Source organism: Streptomyces sp. NPDC090108, from assembly GCF_044747185.1.
Classification (GTDB): Bacteria; Actinomycetota; Actinomycetes; order Streptomycetales; family Streptomycetaceae; genus Streptomyces.
Genome location: NZ_JBIVDQ010000005.1, coordinates 655379 through 672811 on the forward strand (window position 1 = coordinate 655379; position 17433 = coordinate 672811).

Here is a 17433-nt window from a genome sequence, read left to right on the forward strand (position 1 = left end):
TCAGTCCCGCTCGCAGACGAAGATCGCCGTACCGGGGATCAGGTTGCCGCGCAGCGGGGACCAGCCGCCCCACTCCGAGGTGTTCCAGGCCGGCCACTCCGGCTCCACCAGGTCCACCAGCCGCAGGCCCGAGGCGACGACGTCCCGGACGCGGTCGCCGACGGTCCGGTGGTGCTCGACGTACACCGCGTGCCCCTGGTCGTCCTGCTCGACGTAGGGGGTGCGGTCGAAGTACGACGACACCACCGTCAGTCCCTCCGGGCCGGGCTCGTCGGGGAGCGCCCAGCGGATCGGGTGGGTCACCGAGAAGACGAACCGGCCGCCCGGCCGCAGCACCCGCCGCACCTCGCGCAGCACCAGCCGCGGGTCGGCGACGAAGGGCAGCGCCCCGTAGGCCGAGCAGACCAGGTCGAAGGAGGCGTCCGCGAAGGGCAGCGCGCCCGCGTCCGCGCAGACGAGAGGGAACGATCCGCCGATGCGCAGCGCGTGCTGGAGCTGGCGGTGCGAGAGGTCCAGGGCCACCGGCCGGGCCCCCTGCGCGGCCAGCCAGCGCGCGCACTGGGCCGCGCCGGCGCCGATCTCCAGGACGTCCTTGCCCTTGAGTTCCTCGGCCGGGCCGAGCAGCTCGGCCTCCACCTCGTCCAGACCCTCCGGGCCCCATACGAAGCGGTCGTCACCGAGGAACGTGCCGTGCTCGACCTGGTACTCGTCCGCGTTGCGGTCCCACCAGCCGCGGTTGGCCCGGCTGCTCTCCGCGACCCCGGCGTCACGCCGGGTGGCTTCGGGCTCGAACCCCTCGGGGTCGAGCTGTTCCGGCTCTTGGATGATGGGCTCCCTCGTCGTACTCTTCCGTCCATCCCGCTCGGCGGCGCGTGTCACAGAACGCGTCTCATCGAAGGGGTTTCGCAGTCCTGCGCGGCCTGTTGGGACATTTCTTGTGCCGGATATGCGGCGATCCGCCCCGGGTGTGCGCCTTCGCGCATTGACCCTGTCCGGCTGCCCCCGTATGCTACAAGTTGCGCTGCGAGCCTGCGCACCTCAGACGTAGCAGGCTGTGCTCGCATCTGTTGTATGTCCCCTCGGTTCTCGAGGCGTCACAGAGCACCTGGTGCTCGCCATGTGGCGCTTCCTTGGCTGTCCGGCTTCATCAGTGTGCGAAACGGGCTCCCGGCGTTAGCAGTACCTACGACTTCAATGTCCGTACCGGAGCCCTTTTCCACATGACGAGCAGCACCGAGACCACCGCCACCACTCCGCAGGTTGCGGTCAACGACATCGGTAACGAGGAAGCCTTCCTCGCCGCGATCGACGAGACGATCAAGTACTTCAACGACGGCGACATCGTCGACGGCGTCATCGTGAAGGTCGACCGGGACGAGGTCCTGCTCGACATCGGTTACAAGACCGAAGGTGTCATCCCGAGCCGCGAGCTCTCGATCAAGCACGACGTCGACCCCAACGAGGTCGTGGCCGTCGGCGACGAGATCGAGGCCCTGGTCCTTCAGAAGGAGGACAAGGAAGGCCGCCTGATCCTCTCGAAGAAGCGCGCCCAGTACGAGCGTGCCTGGGGCACCATCGAGAAGATCAAGGAAGAGGACGGCATCGTCACCGGTACCGTCATCGAGGTCGTCAAGGGTGGTCTCATCCTCGACATCGGCCTCCGTGGCTTCCTGCCGGCTTCCCTCGTCGAGATGCGCCGTGTCCGCGACCTCCAGCCCTACGTGGGCAAGGAGCTCGAGGCGAAGATCATCGAGCTGGACAAGAACCGCAACAACGTGGTCCTGTCCCGCCGTGCCTGGCTGGAGCAGACCCAGTCCGAGGTCCGCCAGACGTTCCTCACCACCCTGCAGAAGGGTCAGGTCCGCTCCGGCGTCGTTTCCTCGATCGTCAACTTCGGTGCCTTCGTGGACCTGGGTGGCGTCGACGGTCTCGTCCACGTCTCCGAGCTCTCCTGGAAGCACATCGACCACCCCTCCGAGGTTGTCGAGGTCGGCCAGGAAGTCACCGTCGAGGTCCTCGACGTCGACATGGACCGCGAGCGTGTCTCCCTGTCGCTGAAGGCGACGCAGGAAGACCCGTGGCAGCAGTTCGCCCGGACCCACCAGATCGGTCAGGTCGTCCCGGGTAAGGTCACCAAGCTGGTTCCGTTCGGTGCGTTCGTCCGCGTGGACGAGGGCATCGAGGGCCTGGTCCACATCTCCGAGCTGGCCGAGCGCCACGTGGAGATCCCGGAGCAGGTCGTCCAGGTCAACGACGAGATCTTCGTCAAGGTCATCGACATCGACCTCGAGCGTCGTCGCATCAGCCTCTCGCTGAAGCAGGCCAACGAGGCCTTCGGTGCCGACCCGGCCACGGTCGAGTTCGACCCGACCCTGTACGGCATGGCCGCGTCCTACGACGACCAGGGCAACTACATCTACCCCGAGGGCTTCGACCCCGAGACCAACGACTGGCTCGAGGGCTACGAGACCCAGCGCGAGGCGTGGGAGGGCCAGTACGCCGAGGCGCAGCAGCGCTTCGAGCAGCACCAGGCCCAGGTCATCAAGTCCCGCGAGGCCGACGCTGCCGCCGCCGCCGAGGGTGGCGAGGCTGCCGCTCCGGTCGCGACCGGTGGTTCGTACTCCTCCGAGGGCGCGGACACCTCCGGTGCCCTGGCCTCGGACGAGGCGCTCGCCGCGCTGCGCGAGAAGCTGGCCGGCGGCCAGAGCTGATCTCCAGCCGGGCGCATAGCCCCCGTCACGGGGACTAGCCGGTAGTACCTGCAGGGCCCGTACCTCTCGAGGTGCGGGCCCTCAGGCGTATCCGCGGCCGTTCTCCCCGCGCCCCGGAGGGTTGGCGGCCGTCTCCCGGGGAAGTGATTTCTTCCTTCCGCGGCCCGCTTGCTGACGGAACGTCAACGTGAGGGGGAATGCTCCTGTCGTACGGAGTGTTGTGCAGTACGAACACGAGGAGGAGCGGTCACAGTGCTTGATCCGCAGGGTTTGTACGCATGGGAGCCGAAGGGGCTGGCCGTCGTCGACATGGCGCTCGCCCAGGAGTCGGCCGGTCTGGTCATGCTCTACCACTTCGACGGATACATCGACGCGGGCGAGACCGGCGACCAGATCGTCGACCGGATCCTCGACTCACAGCCCCACCAGGTCGTGGCCCGGTTCGACCACGACCGGCTCGTCGACTACCGCGCCCGCCGCCCCCTGCTGACCTTCAAGCGGGACCGCTGGACCGACTACGAGGTCCCCTCCATCGAGGTCCGCCTCGTCCAGGACGCCACCGGCGCCCCCTTCCTGCTGCTCTCCGGCCCCGAACCGGACGTCGAGTGGGAGCGGTTCGCGGCGGCCGTACGGCAGATCGTCGAGCGGCTCGGCGTGCGCATGTGCGTGGACTTCCACGGCATCCCCATGGGCGTGCCCCACACCCGTCCCGTGGGCCTCACCCCGCACGGCAACCGCACCGACCTCGTCCCCGGTCACAGCAGCCTCTTCGAGGAGGCCCAGGTGCCCGGCAGCGCGGCGTCGCTGGTCGAGTACCGCCTCATCGAGGCCGGCCACGACGTCCTCGGTGTCGCCGCGCACGTCCCCCACTACATCGCCCGCTCCGCGTACCCCGACGCCGCGCTGACCGCCCTGGAGGCCATCACGGCCGCCACCGGGCTCGTCCTCCCCGGCGTCGCCCACTCCCTGCGCACGGAAGCGCACCGGACGCAGACCGAGATCGACCGCCAGATCCAGGAGGGCGACGAGGAGCTGACCGCGCTCATCCAGGGCCTGGAGCACCAGTACGACGCCGCCGCCGGCGCCGAGACCCGGGGCAACATGCTCGCCGAGCCGGTCGACATCCCGTCCGCGGACGAGATCGGGCTCGAGTTCGAGCGGTTCCTCGCCGAGCGGGAGGGCGAGGGCTAGGGCCGGGGCCGGGACACCGGCACGGACCGGGGTAGTGCCGGGGCCGGGGGAGGTGCCCCCTGGCGGCGGGCCGGGCCGGCGCGCGAGGCCCGGAGCCCAGCACCCTGGACCCAGCACCCGGGGTCCAGCACCCGGGGTCCAGCACCCGGGGTCCAGCACCCTGGACCCAGCACCCGGGGTCCCCTGCACCGGGGCCCGGCACCGCGGGGCCCGACCGCCCGGAGCCGGGGACGGCTCCGCCCACGGCAGGGCCTAAGCTTCCGCTCATGCTGAAAGTGGGCCTGACCGGCGGCATCGGCGCCGGCAAGAGCGAGGTGTCACGGCTGCTCGTCGGGCACGGAGCCGTACTGATCGACGCGGACCGCATCGCGCGCGAGGCCGTCGCGCCCGGAACCCCCGGTCTCGCCGCCGTGGTCGAGGCCTTCGGCCCGGACATCCTCGCCCCCGACGGCAGCCTGGACCGCCCGCGGCTCGGCGCCCTCGTGTTCGCCGACCCCGCGAAACTCGCCACCCTCAACGCCATCGTGCACCCCCTCGTCGGAGCCCGCTCCCGCGAACTGGAGGACGAGGCCGCCGCCGACGCCGTCGTCGTCCACGACGTCCCGCTCCTCACCGAGAACGGCCTGGCGCCCCTGTACGACCTGGTGATCGTCGTCGACGCCGCCCCCGGGACACAGCTCGACCGGCTCGTCCGGCTGCGCGGCATGACGGAAGCGGACGCCCGCGCCCGGATGGCCGCGCAGGCGACCCGCGAACAGCGCGCACGGATCGCCGACATCGTCATCGACAACGACGTCCCCCTGGACGCCCTGACGAAGCGGGTGGCGGAGGTGTGGGACGACCTCGTACGCCGGGCGCACGCCACGGCGGCCGACGGGAACCCCGGAGGGGCCGGCGCGGAATAGCAGGCCACGTACGGGCGTTGACACCCCGCAGCAAGGGAAGGACTCAGCCGTGCCCGAGACCAGCGGTTCGACCGGACGTACTCCGGAGACGCATGTCATCGACTTCCGCGCCGCCGAGCAACTGCTCAACGCGCGGGACCCGCGGGGCGCGGTGAAACTGCTCGACGAAGTCATCGCCGCGTACCCCGAGAACACCGCGGCCCGCCTGCTGCGCGCCCGAGCGTTCTTCGCCGCAGCCCAACTACGTCCGGCCGAACTTGAGTTCACCATCGTGCTGGAGCGCGAGCCGGACAACGCCTTCGCCCACTTCGCACTCGCCCGCACCTACGAACGCCAGGGCCGCGACGCCCAGGCCAAGCGCCACTTCCGGCTGGCCGCCGCGCTCGACCCCAACCCGCAGTACCTGAAAGCGGCCCGCTTCGACTCCTGACCAGGATGCCCCGACCCCCGGCCCCCGGTCCTGGACGGCACCGGCCGGCCGGTCAGGGGCGGCCGTGCCGCGACGGCGACCGGAAGGGCGGCCCGCTCTCCGGCGGACGGTACGGCGGCACGCCAGGGCCCGGCTGGTAGTGGGGTCCCTGCCGGAGATGCCTGAGGATCATCGTCAGGTCGACGGTCACCACCATCCACAGCACCCCGCACGCGGCCGCCCAGCCGGGACGCCCGGCGAGCGAGAACGCCGCCGTGCCGAAGACCGCCCAGGCGAGACCCCAGACGCTCAGCCACAACCGCACCCGCAGCGCACTGCGCGCGGTCGCCGGTTCACTGCCCGTACGCATCGGACCATCACTCCTGTCTGCAACGTACTCCCCGGCAGGGGCGTACACCACCGCCGTGTGCCGAAGGGGGACGTGCCGTGTTACCCGACGCCGAAGACCTGCCCGAACTGCTGCTGGACCTCGCCGTACCGCACGAGGACATCAACGAACTGATCGCCCTGAGGCGCACCGTCACCGGCGATCCCGGCAGCCGCCGCCTCCTCGCGGAGTGCGTCGACGAGCTGTTCCGGGGCCTCGACGAGCCCGGACGCGACCCGGGCCTCGACGAGCGGCTCGCCGAGGCCCCGCGCTCCGCCCACGACACCTTCGCCGCGTTCGTCTTCCTCGCCGCGCATCCGCACACCCTCGCCCTCCACCGGGAACGCGGCATCCCGGCCGGGACGACCCGGCGCACCCTGGCCGACCTGGGGCGCCAGATGGCCGTGCACCGCCGCCGCCACGGCAGCACCGGACTGCGCTCGCCGCGCTGGCTCGCCCGCCATTTCCGCGGCGAGGTGTACCAGCTGGGACGGCTGCAGTTCGAGCGGGCGCGGCTCGGCGAGCGCACCGCCGCGGCGGTCGCGGCGAACGGCGTGCCGGCCCGGCCGGGCACCGCCTGTCTGAACCTGCACATCCCCGACTTCCGCGGCCCGCTGACACCCGCCGCCTGCGACCGGTCCCTGGAACAGGCCCGGGACTTCTTCCCGCTGCACTTCCCCGAGGAGCAGCCGGTCGCCGCCGTCTGCCATTCCTGGCTGCTCGACCGGCAGCTGAGGAACCGTCTGCCGGCCGATTCCCACATCGTCCGCTTCCAGAAGCGGTTCGGCATCGCCCACGAGGACACCGGCCCCGCGGACACCGAACCCGTCCAGTTCGTCTTCGGCGACCCGGGCCTCCCGGTCGCCGGGCTGCCGGGACGCACCTCCGTGGAGCGGGCGGTCCGCGACCACCTGCTCGCGGGCGGGCACTGGTACATCGGGCACGGCTGGTTCCCCCTGCCCCTGGTTGCCCGTCCCGAGTCGAATCCTTCGAACGAGTGAACATGGATAGAACGGGAACGCGTTCGCGGAGCCGGTCCGTTGTCCGGGCATGACAGTCGAAATGCGTGAGGGACACGAGGGAACCGGCCCCGGTGCGATCACTCCGGACGGCTGCGCGGTCGAGCTGTACTCACGGCTCCCCGTCGGTGACGAACCGGACATCATCGCCGCGGCGGTGCCCGCCGGGGCACACATCCTGGAACTGGGCAGCGGCGTGGGCCGGGTGACCCACGCCCTGCTGGAACGCGGGTTCACGGTCACCGCGGTGGACGAGTCCGCCGAGATGCTCGGCCGCGTGCGCGGGGCGCGCACGATATGCACACCGATCGAAGGCCTCGCGCTGGACGAGAAGTTCGACGTGGTGATGCTCGCGTCGTTCCTCGTGCACGCCGGAGACGCCGAGGTGCGCCGGGGCCTGCTGCGCACCTGCGTCCGGCACGTGGCCGAGGGCGGCTGCGTCCTCATCCAGCGGGAGGGCCTGGACTACCACACGAACGTCCCACGGGAACGGGCCGATCCGAGCGGCTTCACCGTCCGGATCGTCTCCGCGGAACCGGCGGGCGACGGAGTGGACTCGGTACGCGCCGAGTACGACTTCCCGGACGCCTCCTGGACCCAGACCTTCCGCAGCCGTCCCCTGACCAGGCAGCAGTTCGAATCAGCGCTGGAGGAAGCGGGACTGGAGGTCCAGACGTATCTGACCCCGGACGGGATCTGGGTCAGGGCCGTGCCCGCGGCCTGAGCGGCCACGCCGTCCCTGTCCGGTGCGCCGGGGCGGTTCAGGAGTGCTGCGGTGAGGGCGGCCCGGGAGCACCGGAGGTCTCCGGCTCGGGTCAGCGGCCGCGGCTGTCCGGCCGGCCGGACCGGCCCGTGCCGCCGGATCCGCTCCGCCTGCCGCTGCCACCGTGCTCGCCGGTCCCGCCCGCTGTCCCGAGCGTGCCAAGACCCGCCGGCCCGCGCAGACGCTCCAGCTCACGCCGGTCGCGCTTGGTGGGGCGGCCGGTACCAGGATCGCGCAGGCCCGCGGGGGCCACGGACTCGCGGGGCGGCGGAGGAGGGGAGTTGTCGATGTAGCACTGCACGGCCACCGGGGCACCGACCCGCTTGCGGATCAGGCGCTTCACGATCACGACACGCTCCCGGCCCTCGCTCCGCACGCGCACCTCGTCGCCGACGCGCACGGAATAGGCGGGCTTCACCCGCTCACCGTTGACGTGGACGTGCCCGCCCCGGCACGCGGTGGCGCCCTGGGAGCGGGTCTTGATCAGACGCACGGCCCAGATCCAGCTGTCGATCCGCACGGACTCACCGGCCGCGGGACCCGCCGCGACGGCCGCGGCCGTCGCGGCGGCGACCTGAGCATCGAGAGGGCCCCCGTCCGGCCCGGACCCGTCCCGCTCACCGGGCCGGGGATCGGCCTGAGCGCCGGGGTGCGGTCCGGCGGTGGAAGCGGCGCCGGTCCGCGGCGCGCCCGCCCCGCCCGGACCACCGGTGTGACGGTGCCCGTCGTCGTCCACGCCTTCGGAAGCCAGAGCCATACTGCCGACCTTAACGCGACGCGGGAGAGGACCGGGACACGATTTCCGGCGAGGGAGGGGCCCTTCTGGTCCGGCCGGGGGCGAAGGCCAGTAGGTTCGTGTCGTCGGGGACGGGGGCCGAGCCGTGGGGGTGCGCATGGGTGATGGCCAGGTGTCGATCAAGCTCACGAGTGACGAGGCGCTGGTGCTGTCGCACTGGCTGGAGAGGCTGCAGATGACGGACCTCAGCCGCGTCGTCGACGATCCGGCGGTGTGGGCACCGATCCGTCGCATCGCCGGAACGCTGGACAAGGCGCTTCCCGATCTGTTCGCGCCCGACTACGAGCAGCGGCTCGCGGCAGCTCGTCAGCGGCTTCGGCCGGAGGACCGATCGAGCGGTCCGAACTTCGGGGCCTGAGTCGCCTTCGTGTCGCGGCAGGTCCGGGGAGGCGGCCGGCGCGGGGAGAGGCGAGGGGCGTGTTCGGGGGGCTCCGGATTACCGTGGGCGTATGGACGGCGAGGGCGGCCTTGCGCGGCTGGACCGGCGTATCGAGGGCTGCCGGGCGTGCCCCCGGCTCGTGGAGTGGCGCGAGGAAGTGGCCCGGACCAAGCGGGCCGCGTTCGAGGAGTGGACGTACTGGGGACGCCCGGTGCCCGGGTTCGGGCCCGCCGACGCCCGCCTGCTGATCGTCGGGCTGGCTCCCGCCGCGCACGGCGGCAACCGTACCGGCCGCATGTTCACCGGCGACCGTTCCGGAGACGTGCTGTACCAGGCGCTGTACGACGTGGGGCTGGCCTCGCGGCCCACCTCCGTCGGTGTCGACGACGGCCTGGAACTGTACGGGGTCCGCGTCACCGCCCCCGTGCACTGCGCACCGCCCGCCAACAGACCCACCCCGGGCGAGCGCGACACCTGCCGCCCCTGGCTGGTGCGCGAACTGGAGCTGCTGCGTCCCACGCTCAGGGCCGCCGTGGTCCTGGGCGGCTTCGGCTGGCAGGCCGCACTGCCCGCGTTCGGTGCGGCGGGCTGGACCGTCCCCCGTCCCCGGCCGGTCTTCGCCCACGGCGCTCACGTCGCGCTCGACGGCCTGGACCTCTTCGGCTGCTTCCACGTCAGCCAGCGCAACACCTTCACCGGCCGTCTGACCCCGGAGATGCTCCGTGAGGTCCTGCGCACGGCAGCGGACGCGGCGGGTCTGCCGTAGGGGACGACGTCTCCCCGGTCTTCGCGGGTCCGCGAGGCGTGGCTCAGGGGCGCCACTCGTACCGTACGTCCGGTTCCCGCTCCTCGTTGCCGCTGCCGTCGGTGAACTCGGCGGCGGTGAAACCGTGCCGTTCGTAGAAGCGGTGGGCGGGCTTGTTGACCTGGAAGGTCCACAGCGAGAGTCCGCCCGGACTGCGTTCCTTGGCCAGCGCGACGAACCGGTCGCCCAGGCCGCGGCCCCGCCAGGCGGGATCCAGGTAGAGCTGGGACAGATGGTCGCCGTCGAGCACCATCAGCCCCACGATCACACCGGCCCTGTCCCCGCGCCCGGCCCCCTCTCCGCCGCTGCCCTCGTCGCCCCCGGCGCCCTCTCCGCCGCCCCCGCCCACGGCCGTGGTCTCCGCGACCCAGGTCTCCCGGAGGGGGATGACCACGTCACGGATGTGGGCGCGCACGTCGTCGTCGGAGCGTGGCCGGACGACCGTGGGCAGCGCGGCGTCGAAGGACCGCAGCCAGACACCGGCGGCTGCGTGGGCGTCGGCGGCCACCGCGCGGCGCAGGACGACGGGGGACGTCATCACGCGTCCTCACCTTCCAGGGCCGCGGCGCCTTCCAGGGCCTCGGCAGCTCCCAGGACCGCGGCACCCTCCGGGACCACCGCCGTGGCCGTGATCTCCACCAGCTGGCCGGTGTAGCCGAGGCAGGAGACCCCGAGGAGGGTCGAGGAGTGCGGCCCCCGGCTCAGTCCCGAGGACTCGACCACCTCCCACACCGCCGACAGCGCCGAGGTCTCCTCGCTCACCACGTACACCTCGGTCGCCAGTACGTGTTCCAGGCCGCTCCCCACGGCACGCAGTTGTTCCCGCAGGTTGCCGATCACCTGCTCGGCCTGCCGCACCGGGTCGCCCGGTCCGACCAGCTCGCCCATCTCGTCCAGGGGCACGGCACCCGCGAGGAACGCGATCGCGGTGCCCGCCTCGACGACGGAGGCGTGGGAGTAGGTGGGCGGCGGAAACAGCCCGGGTACGGTAACTCGCTTGATCACGGCGGCTCCTGGGATCGGCGGCGGACAGCCTTCCGATCATCCGGGGACGGCCCGGTCCCGCGCACGCGATTTTCGCCGCGCGCGCCACCGGCAACGCGGTTGCCGTACCCCGGCCGCGCGCGCCACCGGCAACGCGGGCGCCGCCCCGGCCGTACGCGCCGGGGGCGATGCGGCCCCGTACCCCGGCCGTGTGCGCCGGGGGGCAATGCGGTCGCCGGAGCGGCCGGGTCCGCCCTACGATCCCCGCACCGGCCGTTCGCCCCTCCCGGAAGGACCGTCATGCCCGCCCTCTCCGACGCCGAGTTCCTCTCCGCCACGGCCGGCCGGCTGGCCGCCCTTCCCACGGTCCGCGCCGTGGCCCTCGGCGGATCACGGGCCCAGGGCACCCACACCGCCGACAGCGACTGGGACCTGGCGGTCTACTACCGCGGCCCCTTCGACCCCGACGACCTGCGGGCCCTCGGCTGGGAGGGCGAGGTGTGCGAGGTCGGCGCCTGGGGCGGCGGCGTGTTCAACGGCGGCGCGTGGCTGACCGTCGACGGCCGGCGGGTCGACGTGCACTACCGGGACCTCGACGTCGTGGAACACGAACTGGCCGAGGCGGAACAGGGACGGTTCCGCGTGGAGCCGCTCCTCTTCCACCTCGCCGGGATCCCCAGCTACCTGATCGTGGCCGAGCTGGCCGTCAACCAGGTGCTGCGCGGCCGGCTGCCCCGCCCCGCCGCCTACCCCGAAGCCCTCCGCCGCAGCGCCCCCGAGCGCTGGTACGGCACCGCCCGCGCCACCCTCTCCTACGCCAAGGCCAACCACGCGCCGCACGCCCGTCTCACCGAGGTCGCCGGCGCGCTCGCCCTGGCCGCCGCGCAGACCGCCCACGCCGTGCTGGCGGAGCGCGGGGAGTGGGTGACGAACGAGAAGCGGCTGCTGGAACGGGCCGGACTGCGGCGGATCGACACCGTGGTGGGCGCGCTGCGGCCGCGGCCGGAGGCCCTGGCACGGGCGGTGGAGGAGGCCGAGGAGGTGCTGGGCCTGAGGTCCTCGGGCTGATCTCCCGCAGCCGCGGCGAAAAAAGCGAAAAAAGAGTCGCGGCGCTCCGATGAGTTCTGCGCGCGACGGCGGTCAGCACCCTGAACCGACCGTCGTACAGGAGGGCCCATGTCGCTTCCGGAGATCGTCTCGCGCGAGCAGTGGCGCGCGGCGCGCGAGGAGTTGCAGCGCAAGGAGGAGGCGGTCGGCGAAGCGCGGGCGGCGCTCGGCGCCGAGCGGCGGCGGCTGCCCATGGTCGAGGTCGACCCGGAGTACGTCTTCGAGGGCGGCGACGGGAAGGCGACCCTGCGCGACCTCTTCGAGGGCCGGGCCCAGCTCGTCGTCCACCACTTCATGTTCGCGCCCGAGTGGGACGCGGGCTGCCCGTGCTGCTCGGCCTTCCTCGACCAGGTGGGGCACCTCGCCCACCTGCGGGCCCGCAACACCTCCTTCGCGGCCGTCTCCCGGGCGCCGTTCACCCGGATCCTGCCGTTCAAGGCACGGATGGGCTGGGCCGTGCCCTGGTACTCCTCCTGCCACAGCGACTTCAACCGCGACTTCGAGGCGACCGTGGACCGCGCCGGGCAGCCCGTCGAGCGCCCGGGTCTCAGCTGCTTCCTCCGGGAACGCGACCGGGTCTTCCACACCTACTCGGTCCACGACGACGGGCTGGACGGACTCGGCACCATCGGGGGCCTGCTCGACCTGACGGCACTCGGGCGGCGCCCCCAGGGCAGCGACCGGCTCCGCCATCACGACGAGTACGACGACTGACACGGAACGTCGCACTCCTGCGCCAAAGGTGTCGACCATGTATCGGTCGCATCACTGGGCGAGGCGTTTTCCTCCTCCCGGGCGTTAACTCCAATAAGTACGACGCCTTCTGGAGGTGCGAGATGGTGAACGGGCGAACGGTGGTCGGCCGCTTTCCCGCCGGCGGTCCGCGGGGATCGTGGCCCGCGGAGGAATTCGCGCGAGCGCGGCGGCTCGAGGGGCTGCCCGCCGAGGTCGTGATGGACCTCGCGACGGACACCTTCCTCGTGATCGTGCGCGGTCACGACTCCGCCGACTGAGCGGGAGCGGGGCCGTACACCCGGCACCGTCCGAGCCGCTCAGGCCGCCGGTTCGGGGGCGGACACCGGCGCCGTGAACTGTTCCGCCTGCAGCGCGTACAGCTCCGCGTAGACCCCGCCCCTGGCCAGCAGCTCCTCCGGTGTCCCGGACTCGACCAGCCGCCCCTGCTCCAGGACGTGCACCAGGTCGGCGTGGCGGACCGAGGCGAGCCGGTGGGTGATCAGGACGACGGTCTGGCCGTTGCCCGCCAGCGCCCTGATCTTCTCGAAGACCTCCAGCTCCGCCCGCGCGTCCAGGGCCGCCGTCGGCTCGTCCACGATCAGGATGTGCCCGCGCCGGTAGGCGGCCCGCGCGATGCCGAGCCGCTGCCACTGACCGCCCGACAGTTCGTGGCCGCCGCTGAAGTTCCGGGCCAGCAGCGTGTCCAGACCGTGCGGCAGGTCGGCCACGACCTCCTCGGCTCCCGCCTCCGAGACCGCCGAGGCCAGCCGCTCCTCGGTGAGGGGGGCGGACGAGCGGCCGACGGCTATGTTCACCCGGGCGGTGAAGGGCCACCGCTTGAAGTCCTGGGCCACCATCGCGATGCGCTCGGCGAGCATCCGTCGGTCCGCGGTCGCGGCGTCGACCCCGTCCCAGTGGATCCGGCCCCGGTCCGGCGTGTACAGGCCGGCGAGCAGCTTGACCAGAGTGGTCTTGCCCGAGCCGTTCTCGCCGACCAGCGCGATGATCCGGCCGAGCGGCAGCGAGAGGGAGACGTCGTCGAGGGCGGGACGGGCCGCGTCGCCCGGGTAGCCGAAGGTGACGTTCTCGAAGCGGATCTCCTTGGGATCCTCGGGCAGCGGTTCCCCGCCGGCCGGGATGGCCCGCTCGGCCGCCTCCACGTACAGCCGCTGGAGATCCCCCACGAACAGGGCCTCCTCGTGCAACTGGTTGATCTCCAGCACCAGCGTGTCGAGGCTCGCCGACCCCGTGCGGATCGCGATGACCGCGGTACCGGCCACCGACAGGGCCATCGTGCCGCCCAGCAGCAGCGCGCCCAGTGTGGCGTACGTGGCGAGGGTGGCGACACCGGTCCAGGTGGCGGCGATCAGGCCGGTACGGGCGGCCAGCCGGGACAGCCGGGCCTGCTCCGTCTCCGCCGTCTCCGCCATGGCCCGGAAGTGCCGCAGCAGGAACGGGCCGACGCCGTGCACCCGGATCTCCGGTGCCGCGCCCGGCTCGGTGAGCAGACTGCCGATCAGATGCCCGGCGCGGGCGTGCTGCACCCACGTGTGGAAGGACTCGTACCGGCGCCGGGCGTTGGTCAGGGCGCTCCAGGCGCTGGGCAGCGTCATGGTGACCAGCAGCGGCAGCAGCGCGGGGTGCAGCACGGTCAGCACGCCGGCCGCCGCGATCAGCGAGATCATCGCGTTGATCACGCGGGCGCTGTACGAGATCATCCGGCGCGCGGACTGGGCACCGTACTGCGCGGTGTCCAGCAGTTTGTGGAAGGCGTGGTCCTCGATCGCGGCCAGCTCGACGTTCGCCGCCCGCTCCAGGTACAGCTCGGTCGCCACCCGTTCCACCTTGGGTTCGAGCCGTCCGGTCGCGTAGACGGAGGCGGCCCGCAGCAGCGCCGCGACCAGCAGGACCGCGGCCATGACCGCCAGCGCGGGAACGGCGGCCCGCAGCCGCTGTCCGACGTCCGGTCCGGTGAGCAGGCTGCCCAGCGCGCTGTTCACGGCCAGCAGGCTCACCGCCTGGGCCACGCCCCGCCCCACCTCGGCGAGCAGCACCGTCCGCGCGGCCGCGGGGTCCGCCTGCCGGGCCAGCCGGAGACTGGACGCGAGCATGCCGGGCAACCGCGCCATCATCGCCCGGAAGCCGAGCTCCAGGAACGCGTCGGAGTGCTCGTTCCACCCCATGTCGTACCGCAGCGGCCCTCCGAACAGCAGCCGTTCCGACTGCGACACCTCGGGACCGACTTCCTCCCGCCTGCTGCGCACCGCGAACCTCCCCGGGACCGGACCAAACGGCCACTATCCCGGGCCGGACGGCGGCGGGGCAGGGCGCGTGCGGAGGTGCCGGGGGCGTGAAGGGGTCGCGGGAGGCGGAGGCGTGAGGGGGAGGGGCGCGGACGGCGGGAGGGGGTCGGCGGGGGCCGGTCCGGAGCGGGACAGACCGTCCGGTCGGGATGTCTAGGCCGTGAGAGGACGGGACCAGTCCGGGTTCGTTCCGGTGACCCGGCACAGGGCCAGATAGAGGGGGATCGGCGGGGTGTACGGGATCGTGCCCTCGGGACGGTGGATCAGCCGGGCCTCGTGCGGGACGCGCGCGCCGGACGCGTAGTGGGCGGGCGCCGGCCAGGGGAGGGCGTAGTCGGAGTCCGCCGGCACGATCCACCACCAGCGGGTGCCGTCGGCGTACACGCACCCGACCCGCGGCAGCCGGGGGACGATCATCTGTCCGACCAGAGCCGGCACGGCCACGGCGTCACAGCCGAGCGGCGCCGTCATGCCCTCCGGCACGGCCAGAGCGTGCGCCGGCCGCGGCTCCGCGGCGGGTTCCGGCGCCGGGCGCATCCGTCCGAGGTGGACGAGCGTGTCCAGACCCAGCGGACGGCCGTGCGCGGCGGCGCCGTTCACCCGCGCCCTCATCCGTGCTCCCGCTCCGCCGGGTGCCGTCCCGGCTCCGCGACCCGTCCCGGCTCCGTACCCTGCCGCGGGACCCGCACCGGCTCCGGTTCCGCGCCGTTCCGGGGCTTCGGCGGCACGCTCTCGTCCTGGTCGCCCGTCGGGCCCGGCTTGGGACGCGTGCCCCAGCCGAGGTCGTCGCGGCAGCCCAGATCGTCCGCCGCGGGGCGGACACCGGGTGCGCCGGGGGCGGCGGACCGGCCGGCACCGCCGACCGTGCCGTGCTCGCCCGCCTCGCCGTACGCGGCCGGTCCGCCGGGGAGTTCACCCGTGCCGCGGGCCGCCGCCGTCCGGTGGGGGAGGTCGGCCCAGACCAGCAGGCCCGTGCCGTGCTCGTGGGCCCCCCAGGCCCTGCACAGCGTGCCGACGAGGAGCAACCCCCTCCCGTGCTCCTCGTCGGGCCGCCGCGGGTAGGGATGGGGGGCGTCGGAGGCGCAGCCCTCGTCGAGCACGGCGACGCGCACCGTGCCGTCCTGGTCGCGCAGTTCGCACACCACCCGGCTGCTCGCGGTGTGCACCACCACGTTGGTGACCAGCTCCGAGACGACCAGGACGGCGTCGTCACGGGTCTCGGCGCACACCGACCACGCGTCCAGCCGGGCACGCGCCAGCCGTCTCGCCTGCGCGGGGCAGCCCGGATGGACGGCCAGCTCGAAGTGGAACCGGCGTTCTGCTGCACCTTCGCCGGATGCTGCTGCCTCCCCCGTGCTCGACCGTGGACGAGCGGGGAGAACCCCATCGGCACCCGGACCGGGGCGGTCCGGGGCGACGTCTGTTCCTAAGGGCGCGGACGGAATCACGCTTGCCACTATCTCGGTGCCATGAACACTTGGCAAGTGTCACTCTGAAAAATGCAGAGTGTTGTGTGACTCGGTCAAAGGCCGTGGCACACTGCTCGCAACAGCACTCAGAGCGGCGCCAATTGGGACCGCCGCCGACCCGTGACGGGCCGGCGGAGAGGTCGTCGAACGGCGCCGCAGGCCTGTGGAGCCACCCCCGGCCGGAGACGGACCGGAGCGGGATCTCCCGGGCCGCGAGGGGTCTTTCAGCAGCAGGCGCCGGAAGTGCCGCACGCGCGGCAGGCGCCGGCAGGTGTCGGGAACGAGGGAAGTGTCGGAGGTGGGAGCGTGAGCGAACCCCGGTCCGCGCCGACCGTGGGCCAGGTCGTCCTCGGTCGGCGTCTGCTGGACCTGCGGGAGCGTGCCGGCCTGAAACGCGAGGAAGCCGCACGCGTCCTCCGGGTCGCCCCCGCCACCGTCCGCCGCATGGAGACGGCCGAGGTCGCCCTCAAGATCCCGTACCTCCAGCTGCTGCTCAAGGCCTACGACGTCCCCGACGACGAGGCCGAACTCTTCGTCCTGCTGGCCGAGGAGGCCAACAGACCCGGCTGGTGGCAGCGGTTCCACGACATCCTGCCCGGCTGGTTCTCGATGTACGTCAGCCTGGAGGGCGCGGCCGCCCTGATCCGCTCCTACGAGCCGCACTTCGTGCCCGGACTGCTCCAGACCGAGGACTACGCGCGCGGTGTCCTCAAGTCCGGCGCCATCGGCGAGACCAGCCCCGAGGACATCGAGCGCCATGTCGCCCTGCGCATGCAGCGCCAGGCACTGCTCACCCGCTCCGACGCCCCCCGCTTCTGGGCGGTCATCGACGAGACGGCACTGCGCCGCCCGGTCGGCGGCCCGGACGTGATGCGCGCACAGATCGACCGACTGCTCGACGCCACGATGCTGCCCCATGTGACGCTCCAGGTGGCCCCGTTCGCCAACGGCCCCCACGCGGGGACGTACGGGCCCTTCGTCCTGTTCCGGTTCGCCGTGCCGGAACTCCCCGACATGGTCTACAGCGAGTACCTGACCGGCGCCGTCTACCTGGACGCGCGCTCCGAGGTGGCGGCCCACCTGGAGGTCATGGACCGCATGGCGGCACAGGCCGCCACGGCACAACGCACGAAGGAGATCCTGCGGGATCTCCGCAAGGAGCTGTGAATGGACCTCATCAAGCCGCGAGTCCGCGTCTACAACGGCATGCCCGCGCGGGAGCTGGGCAGCGAGGGCTGGCACAAGCCCTGGAGCGGCGGCAACGGAGGCAACTGCCTGGAAGCGATGAAACTGGCCGACGGACGCATAGCCCTGCGCCAGTCGACCGACCCCGACGGCCCCGCCCTGATCTACACCACGGACGAGATGACCGCCTTCATCCTGGGCGCGAAAGCCGGGGAGGCGGACTTCCTGCTGTCCTGAACAACCCTTGTTTTTACCGCGTGTCTCGACTTGCCTGGCCCGGAACC

General features: G+C 72.5%; 21 protein-coding genes. 13 read left to right on the forward strand and 8 right to left on the reverse strand.

Annotated features, from left to right (window positions below; translation table 11 throughout):
• Positions 1 to 879, reverse strand: coding sequence for a class I SAM-dependent methyltransferase (locus tag ACIPRD_RS21115; protein WP_356398692.1), 879 nt, complete (start codon positions 877 to 879; stop codon positions 1 to 3).
• A 341-nt stretch (positions 880 to 1220) separates the two neighbouring features.
• Here ACIPRD_RS21115 and rpsA point away from each other — a divergent pair, with 341 nt between their 5' ends.
• From rpsA to ACIPRD_RS21135, 4 genes are all read left to right on the forward strand, one after another.
• On the forward strand, positions 1221 to 2711 hold the full coding sequence (rpsA, locus tag ACIPRD_RS21120) for a 30S ribosomal protein S1 (protein ID WP_356398694.1): 1491 nt from the start codon (positions 1221 to 1223) through the stop codon (positions 2709 to 2711).
• A 252-nt stretch (positions 2712 to 2963) separates the two neighbouring features.
• Entirely contained in the window at positions 2964 to 3902 is a 939-nt protein-coding gene (locus ACIPRD_RS21125) for a PAC2 family protein (RefSeq protein WP_356398696.1), read from the forward strand.
• 266 nt (positions 3903 to 4168) lie between these two features.
• Positions 4169 to 4807 (forward strand): dephospho-CoA kinase, encoded by a 639-nt coding sequence (coaE, locus tag ACIPRD_RS21130; RefSeq protein ID WP_356398698.1) that lies wholly within the window; start codon positions 4169 to 4171, stop codon positions 4805 to 4807.
• A 49-nt stretch (positions 4808 to 4856) separates the two neighbouring features.
• Positions 4857 to 5237: a tetratricopeptide repeat protein gene (locus ACIPRD_RS21135; RefSeq protein WP_356398700.1), complete on the forward strand. Its 381-nt coding sequence runs from the start codon at positions 4857 to 4859 to the stop codon at positions 5235 to 5237.
• Positions 5238 to 5289: 52 nt separating this feature from the next.
• Here the strand turns inward: ACIPRD_RS21135 and ACIPRD_RS21140 are convergent, their stop codons facing one another.
• On the reverse strand, positions 5290 to 5586 hold the full coding sequence (locus ACIPRD_RS21140) for a DUF6343 family protein (RefSeq protein ID WP_401564976.1): 297 nt from the start codon (positions 5584 to 5586) through the stop codon (positions 5290 to 5292).
• A gap of 77 nt (positions 5587 to 5663) precedes the next feature.
• On the opposite strand from ACIPRD_RS21140, the gene ACIPRD_RS21145 reads away from it, so the two are divergent.
• Together ACIPRD_RS21145 and ACIPRD_RS21150 are read left to right on the forward strand one after the other, a co-directional pair.
• Positions 5664 to 6605 carry an acyltransferase domain-containing protein gene (locus tag ACIPRD_RS21145; protein WP_401564979.1) on the forward strand — a complete coding sequence of 314 codons (942 nt, stop codon included), beginning with the start codon at positions 5664 to 5666 and terminating at the stop codon, positions 6603 to 6605.
• A 61-nt stretch (positions 6606 to 6666) separates the two neighbouring features.
• A complete protein-coding gene (locus tag ACIPRD_RS21150) occupies positions 6667 to 7347 on the forward strand; it encodes a class I SAM-dependent methyltransferase (RefSeq protein ID WP_401564982.1) in 681 nt (226 codons plus the stop codon).
• 91 nt (positions 7348 to 7438) lie between these two features.
• Here ACIPRD_RS21150 and ACIPRD_RS21155 read toward each other — a convergent pair whose 3' ends face one another.
• The gene (locus ACIPRD_RS21155; protein WP_401564985.1) at positions 7439 to 8143 is read right to left on the reverse strand and encodes an RNA-binding S4 domain-containing protein; all 705 of its coding nucleotides are present in this window, start codon (positions 8141 to 8143) and stop codon (positions 7439 to 7441) included.
• 136 nt (positions 8144 to 8279) lie between these two features.
• Here ACIPRD_RS21155 and ACIPRD_RS21160 point away from each other — a divergent pair, with 136 nt between their 5' ends.
• Both ACIPRD_RS21160 and ACIPRD_RS21165 read left to right on the forward strand, forming a co-directional pair.
• Entirely contained in the window at positions 8280 to 8540 is a 261-nt protein-coding gene (locus ACIPRD_RS21160) for a hypothetical protein (RefSeq protein ID WP_401564988.1), read from the forward strand.
• Between the two features lie 91 nt (positions 8541 to 8631).
• On the forward strand, positions 8632 to 9327 hold the full coding sequence (locus tag ACIPRD_RS21165) for a uracil-DNA glycosylase (RefSeq protein WP_356398712.1): 696 nt from the start codon (positions 8632 to 8634) through the stop codon (positions 9325 to 9327).
• Positions 9328 to 9370: 43 nt separating this feature from the next.
• Here the strand turns inward: ACIPRD_RS21165 and ACIPRD_RS21170 are convergent, their stop codons facing one another.
• The gene (locus ACIPRD_RS21170) at positions 9371 to 9904 is read right to left on the reverse strand and encodes a GNAT family N-acetyltransferase (RefSeq protein ID WP_401564991.1); all 534 of its coding nucleotides are present in this window, start codon (positions 9902 to 9904) and stop codon (positions 9371 to 9373) included.
• On the reverse strand, positions 9904 to 10371 hold the full coding sequence (locus tag ACIPRD_RS21175) for a RidA family protein (protein ID WP_401564994.1): 468 nt from the start codon (positions 10369 to 10371) through the stop codon (positions 9904 to 9906). The genes ACIPRD_RS21170 and ACIPRD_RS21175 overlap by 1 nt, the downstream gene beginning before the upstream one ends.
• Before the next feature lie 279 nt (positions 10372 to 10650).
• On the opposite strand from ACIPRD_RS21175, the gene ACIPRD_RS21180 reads away from it, so the two are divergent.
• From ACIPRD_RS21180 to ACIPRD_RS21190, 3 genes are all read left to right on the forward strand, one after another.
• Positions 10651 to 11418 carry a nucleotidyltransferase domain-containing protein gene (locus ACIPRD_RS21180; RefSeq protein WP_401564997.1) on the forward strand — a complete coding sequence of 256 codons (768 nt, stop codon included), beginning with the start codon at positions 10651 to 10653 and terminating at the stop codon, positions 11416 to 11418.
• A gap of 108 nt (positions 11419 to 11526) precedes the next feature.
• Positions 11527 to 12171: a DUF899 domain-containing protein gene (locus tag ACIPRD_RS21185; protein WP_356398720.1), complete on the forward strand. Its 645-nt coding sequence runs from the start codon at positions 11527 to 11529 to the stop codon at positions 12169 to 12171.
• 122 nt (positions 12172 to 12293) lie between these two features.
• Positions 12294 to 12470 (forward strand): hypothetical protein, encoded by a 177-nt coding sequence (locus tag ACIPRD_RS21190; RefSeq protein WP_356398722.1) that lies wholly within the window; start codon positions 12294 to 12296, stop codon positions 12468 to 12470.
• A gap of 39 nt (positions 12471 to 12509) precedes the next feature.
• Here the strand turns inward: ACIPRD_RS21190 and ACIPRD_RS21195 are convergent, their stop codons facing one another.
• The 3 genes from ACIPRD_RS21195 to ACIPRD_RS21205 all read right to left on the reverse strand — a co-directional run bounded on the left by ACIPRD_RS21195 (position 12510) and on the right by ACIPRD_RS21205 (position 15724).
• On the reverse strand, positions 12510 to 14375 hold the full coding sequence (locus tag ACIPRD_RS21195) for an ABC transporter ATP-binding protein (protein ID WP_401565170.1): 1866 nt from the start codon (positions 14373 to 14375) through the stop codon (positions 12510 to 12512).
• 273 nt (positions 14376 to 14648) lie between these two features.
• Positions 14649 to 15107, reverse strand: a complete 459-nt coding sequence (locus ACIPRD_RS21200; RefSeq protein ID WP_356398726.1) for a hypothetical protein — start codon at positions 15105 to 15107, stop codon at positions 14649 to 14651.
• A complete protein-coding gene (locus tag ACIPRD_RS21205; RefSeq protein ID WP_401565002.1) occupies positions 15104 to 15724 on the reverse strand; it encodes an ATP-binding protein in 621 nt (206 codons plus the stop codon). The genes ACIPRD_RS21200 and ACIPRD_RS21205 overlap by 4 nt, the downstream gene beginning before the upstream one ends.
• Before the next feature lie 546 nt (positions 15725 to 16270).
• Here ACIPRD_RS21205 and ACIPRD_RS21210 point away from each other — a divergent pair.
• Both ACIPRD_RS21210 and ACIPRD_RS21215 read left to right on the forward strand, forming a co-directional pair.
• A complete protein-coding gene (locus ACIPRD_RS21210) occupies positions 16271 to 17131 on the forward strand; it encodes a helix-turn-helix transcriptional regulator (RefSeq protein ID WP_356398730.1) in 861 nt (286 codons plus the stop codon).
• Complete coding sequence (locus ACIPRD_RS21215; protein ID WP_356398732.1) at positions 17132 to 17386, forward strand: DUF397 domain-containing protein; 255 nt, start codon at positions 17132 to 17134, stop codon at positions 17384 to 17386. It begins immediately after the preceding gene.
• Positions 17387 to 17433: the final 47 nt, after the last annotated feature.

Bases quoted from the DNA above. Each gene is read 5' to 3' on its own strand.
- ACIPRD_RS21150 (WP_401564982.1), top strand. From the start codon at position 6,667: ATGCGTGAGGGACACGAGGGAACCGGCCCCGGTGCGATCACTCCGGAC.
- ACIPRD_RS21155 (WP_401564985.1), bottom strand. From the start codon at position 8,143: ATGGCTCTGGCTTCCGAAGGCGTGGACGACGACGGGCACCGTCACACC.
- ACIPRD_RS21160 (WP_401564988.1), top strand. From the start codon at position 8,280: ATGGGTGATGGCCAGGTGTCGATCAAGCTCACGAGTGACGAGGCGCTG.
- ACIPRD_RS21195 (WP_401565170.1), bottom strand. From the start codon at position 14,375: ATGGGGTGGAACGAGCACTCCGACGCGTTCCTGGAGCTCGGCTTCCGG.
- rpsA (WP_356398694.1), top strand. From the start codon at position 1,221: ATGACGAGCAGCACCGAGACCACCGCCACCACTCCGCAGGTTGCGGTC.
- ACIPRD_RS21140 (WP_401564976.1), bottom strand. From the start codon at position 5,586: ATGCGTACGGGCAGTGAACCGGCGACCGCGCGCAGTGCGCTGCGGGTG.
- ACIPRD_RS21185 (WP_356398720.1), top strand. From the start codon at position 11,527: ATGTCGCTTCCGGAGATCGTCTCGCGCGAGCAGTGGCGCGCGGCGCGC.
- ACIPRD_RS21170 (WP_401564991.1), bottom strand. From the start codon at position 9,904: ATGACGTCCCCCGTCGTCCTGCGCCGCGCGGTGGCCGCCGACGCCCAC.
- ACIPRD_RS21190 (WP_356398722.1), top strand. From the start codon at position 12,294: ATGGTGAACGGGCGAACGGTGGTCGGCCGCTTTCCCGCCGGCGGTCCG.
- ACIPRD_RS21215 (WP_356398732.1), top strand. From the start codon at position 17,132: ATGGACCTCATCAAGCCGCGAGTCCGCGTCTACAACGGCATGCCCGCG.
- ACIPRD_RS21180 (WP_401564997.1), top strand. From the start codon at position 10,651: ATGCCCGCCCTCTCCGACGCCGAGTTCCTCTCCGCCACGGCCGGCCGG.
- coaE (WP_356398698.1), top strand. From the start codon at position 4,169: ATGCTGAAAGTGGGCCTGACCGGCGGCATCGGCGCCGGCAAGAGCGAG.
- ACIPRD_RS21165 (WP_356398712.1), top strand. From the start codon at position 8,632: ATGGACGGCGAGGGCGGCCTTGCGCGGCTGGACCGGCGTATCGAGGGC.
- ACIPRD_RS21200 (WP_356398726.1), bottom strand. From the start codon at position 15,107: ATGAGGGCGCGGGTGAACGGCGCCGCCGCGCACGGCCGTCCGCTGGGT.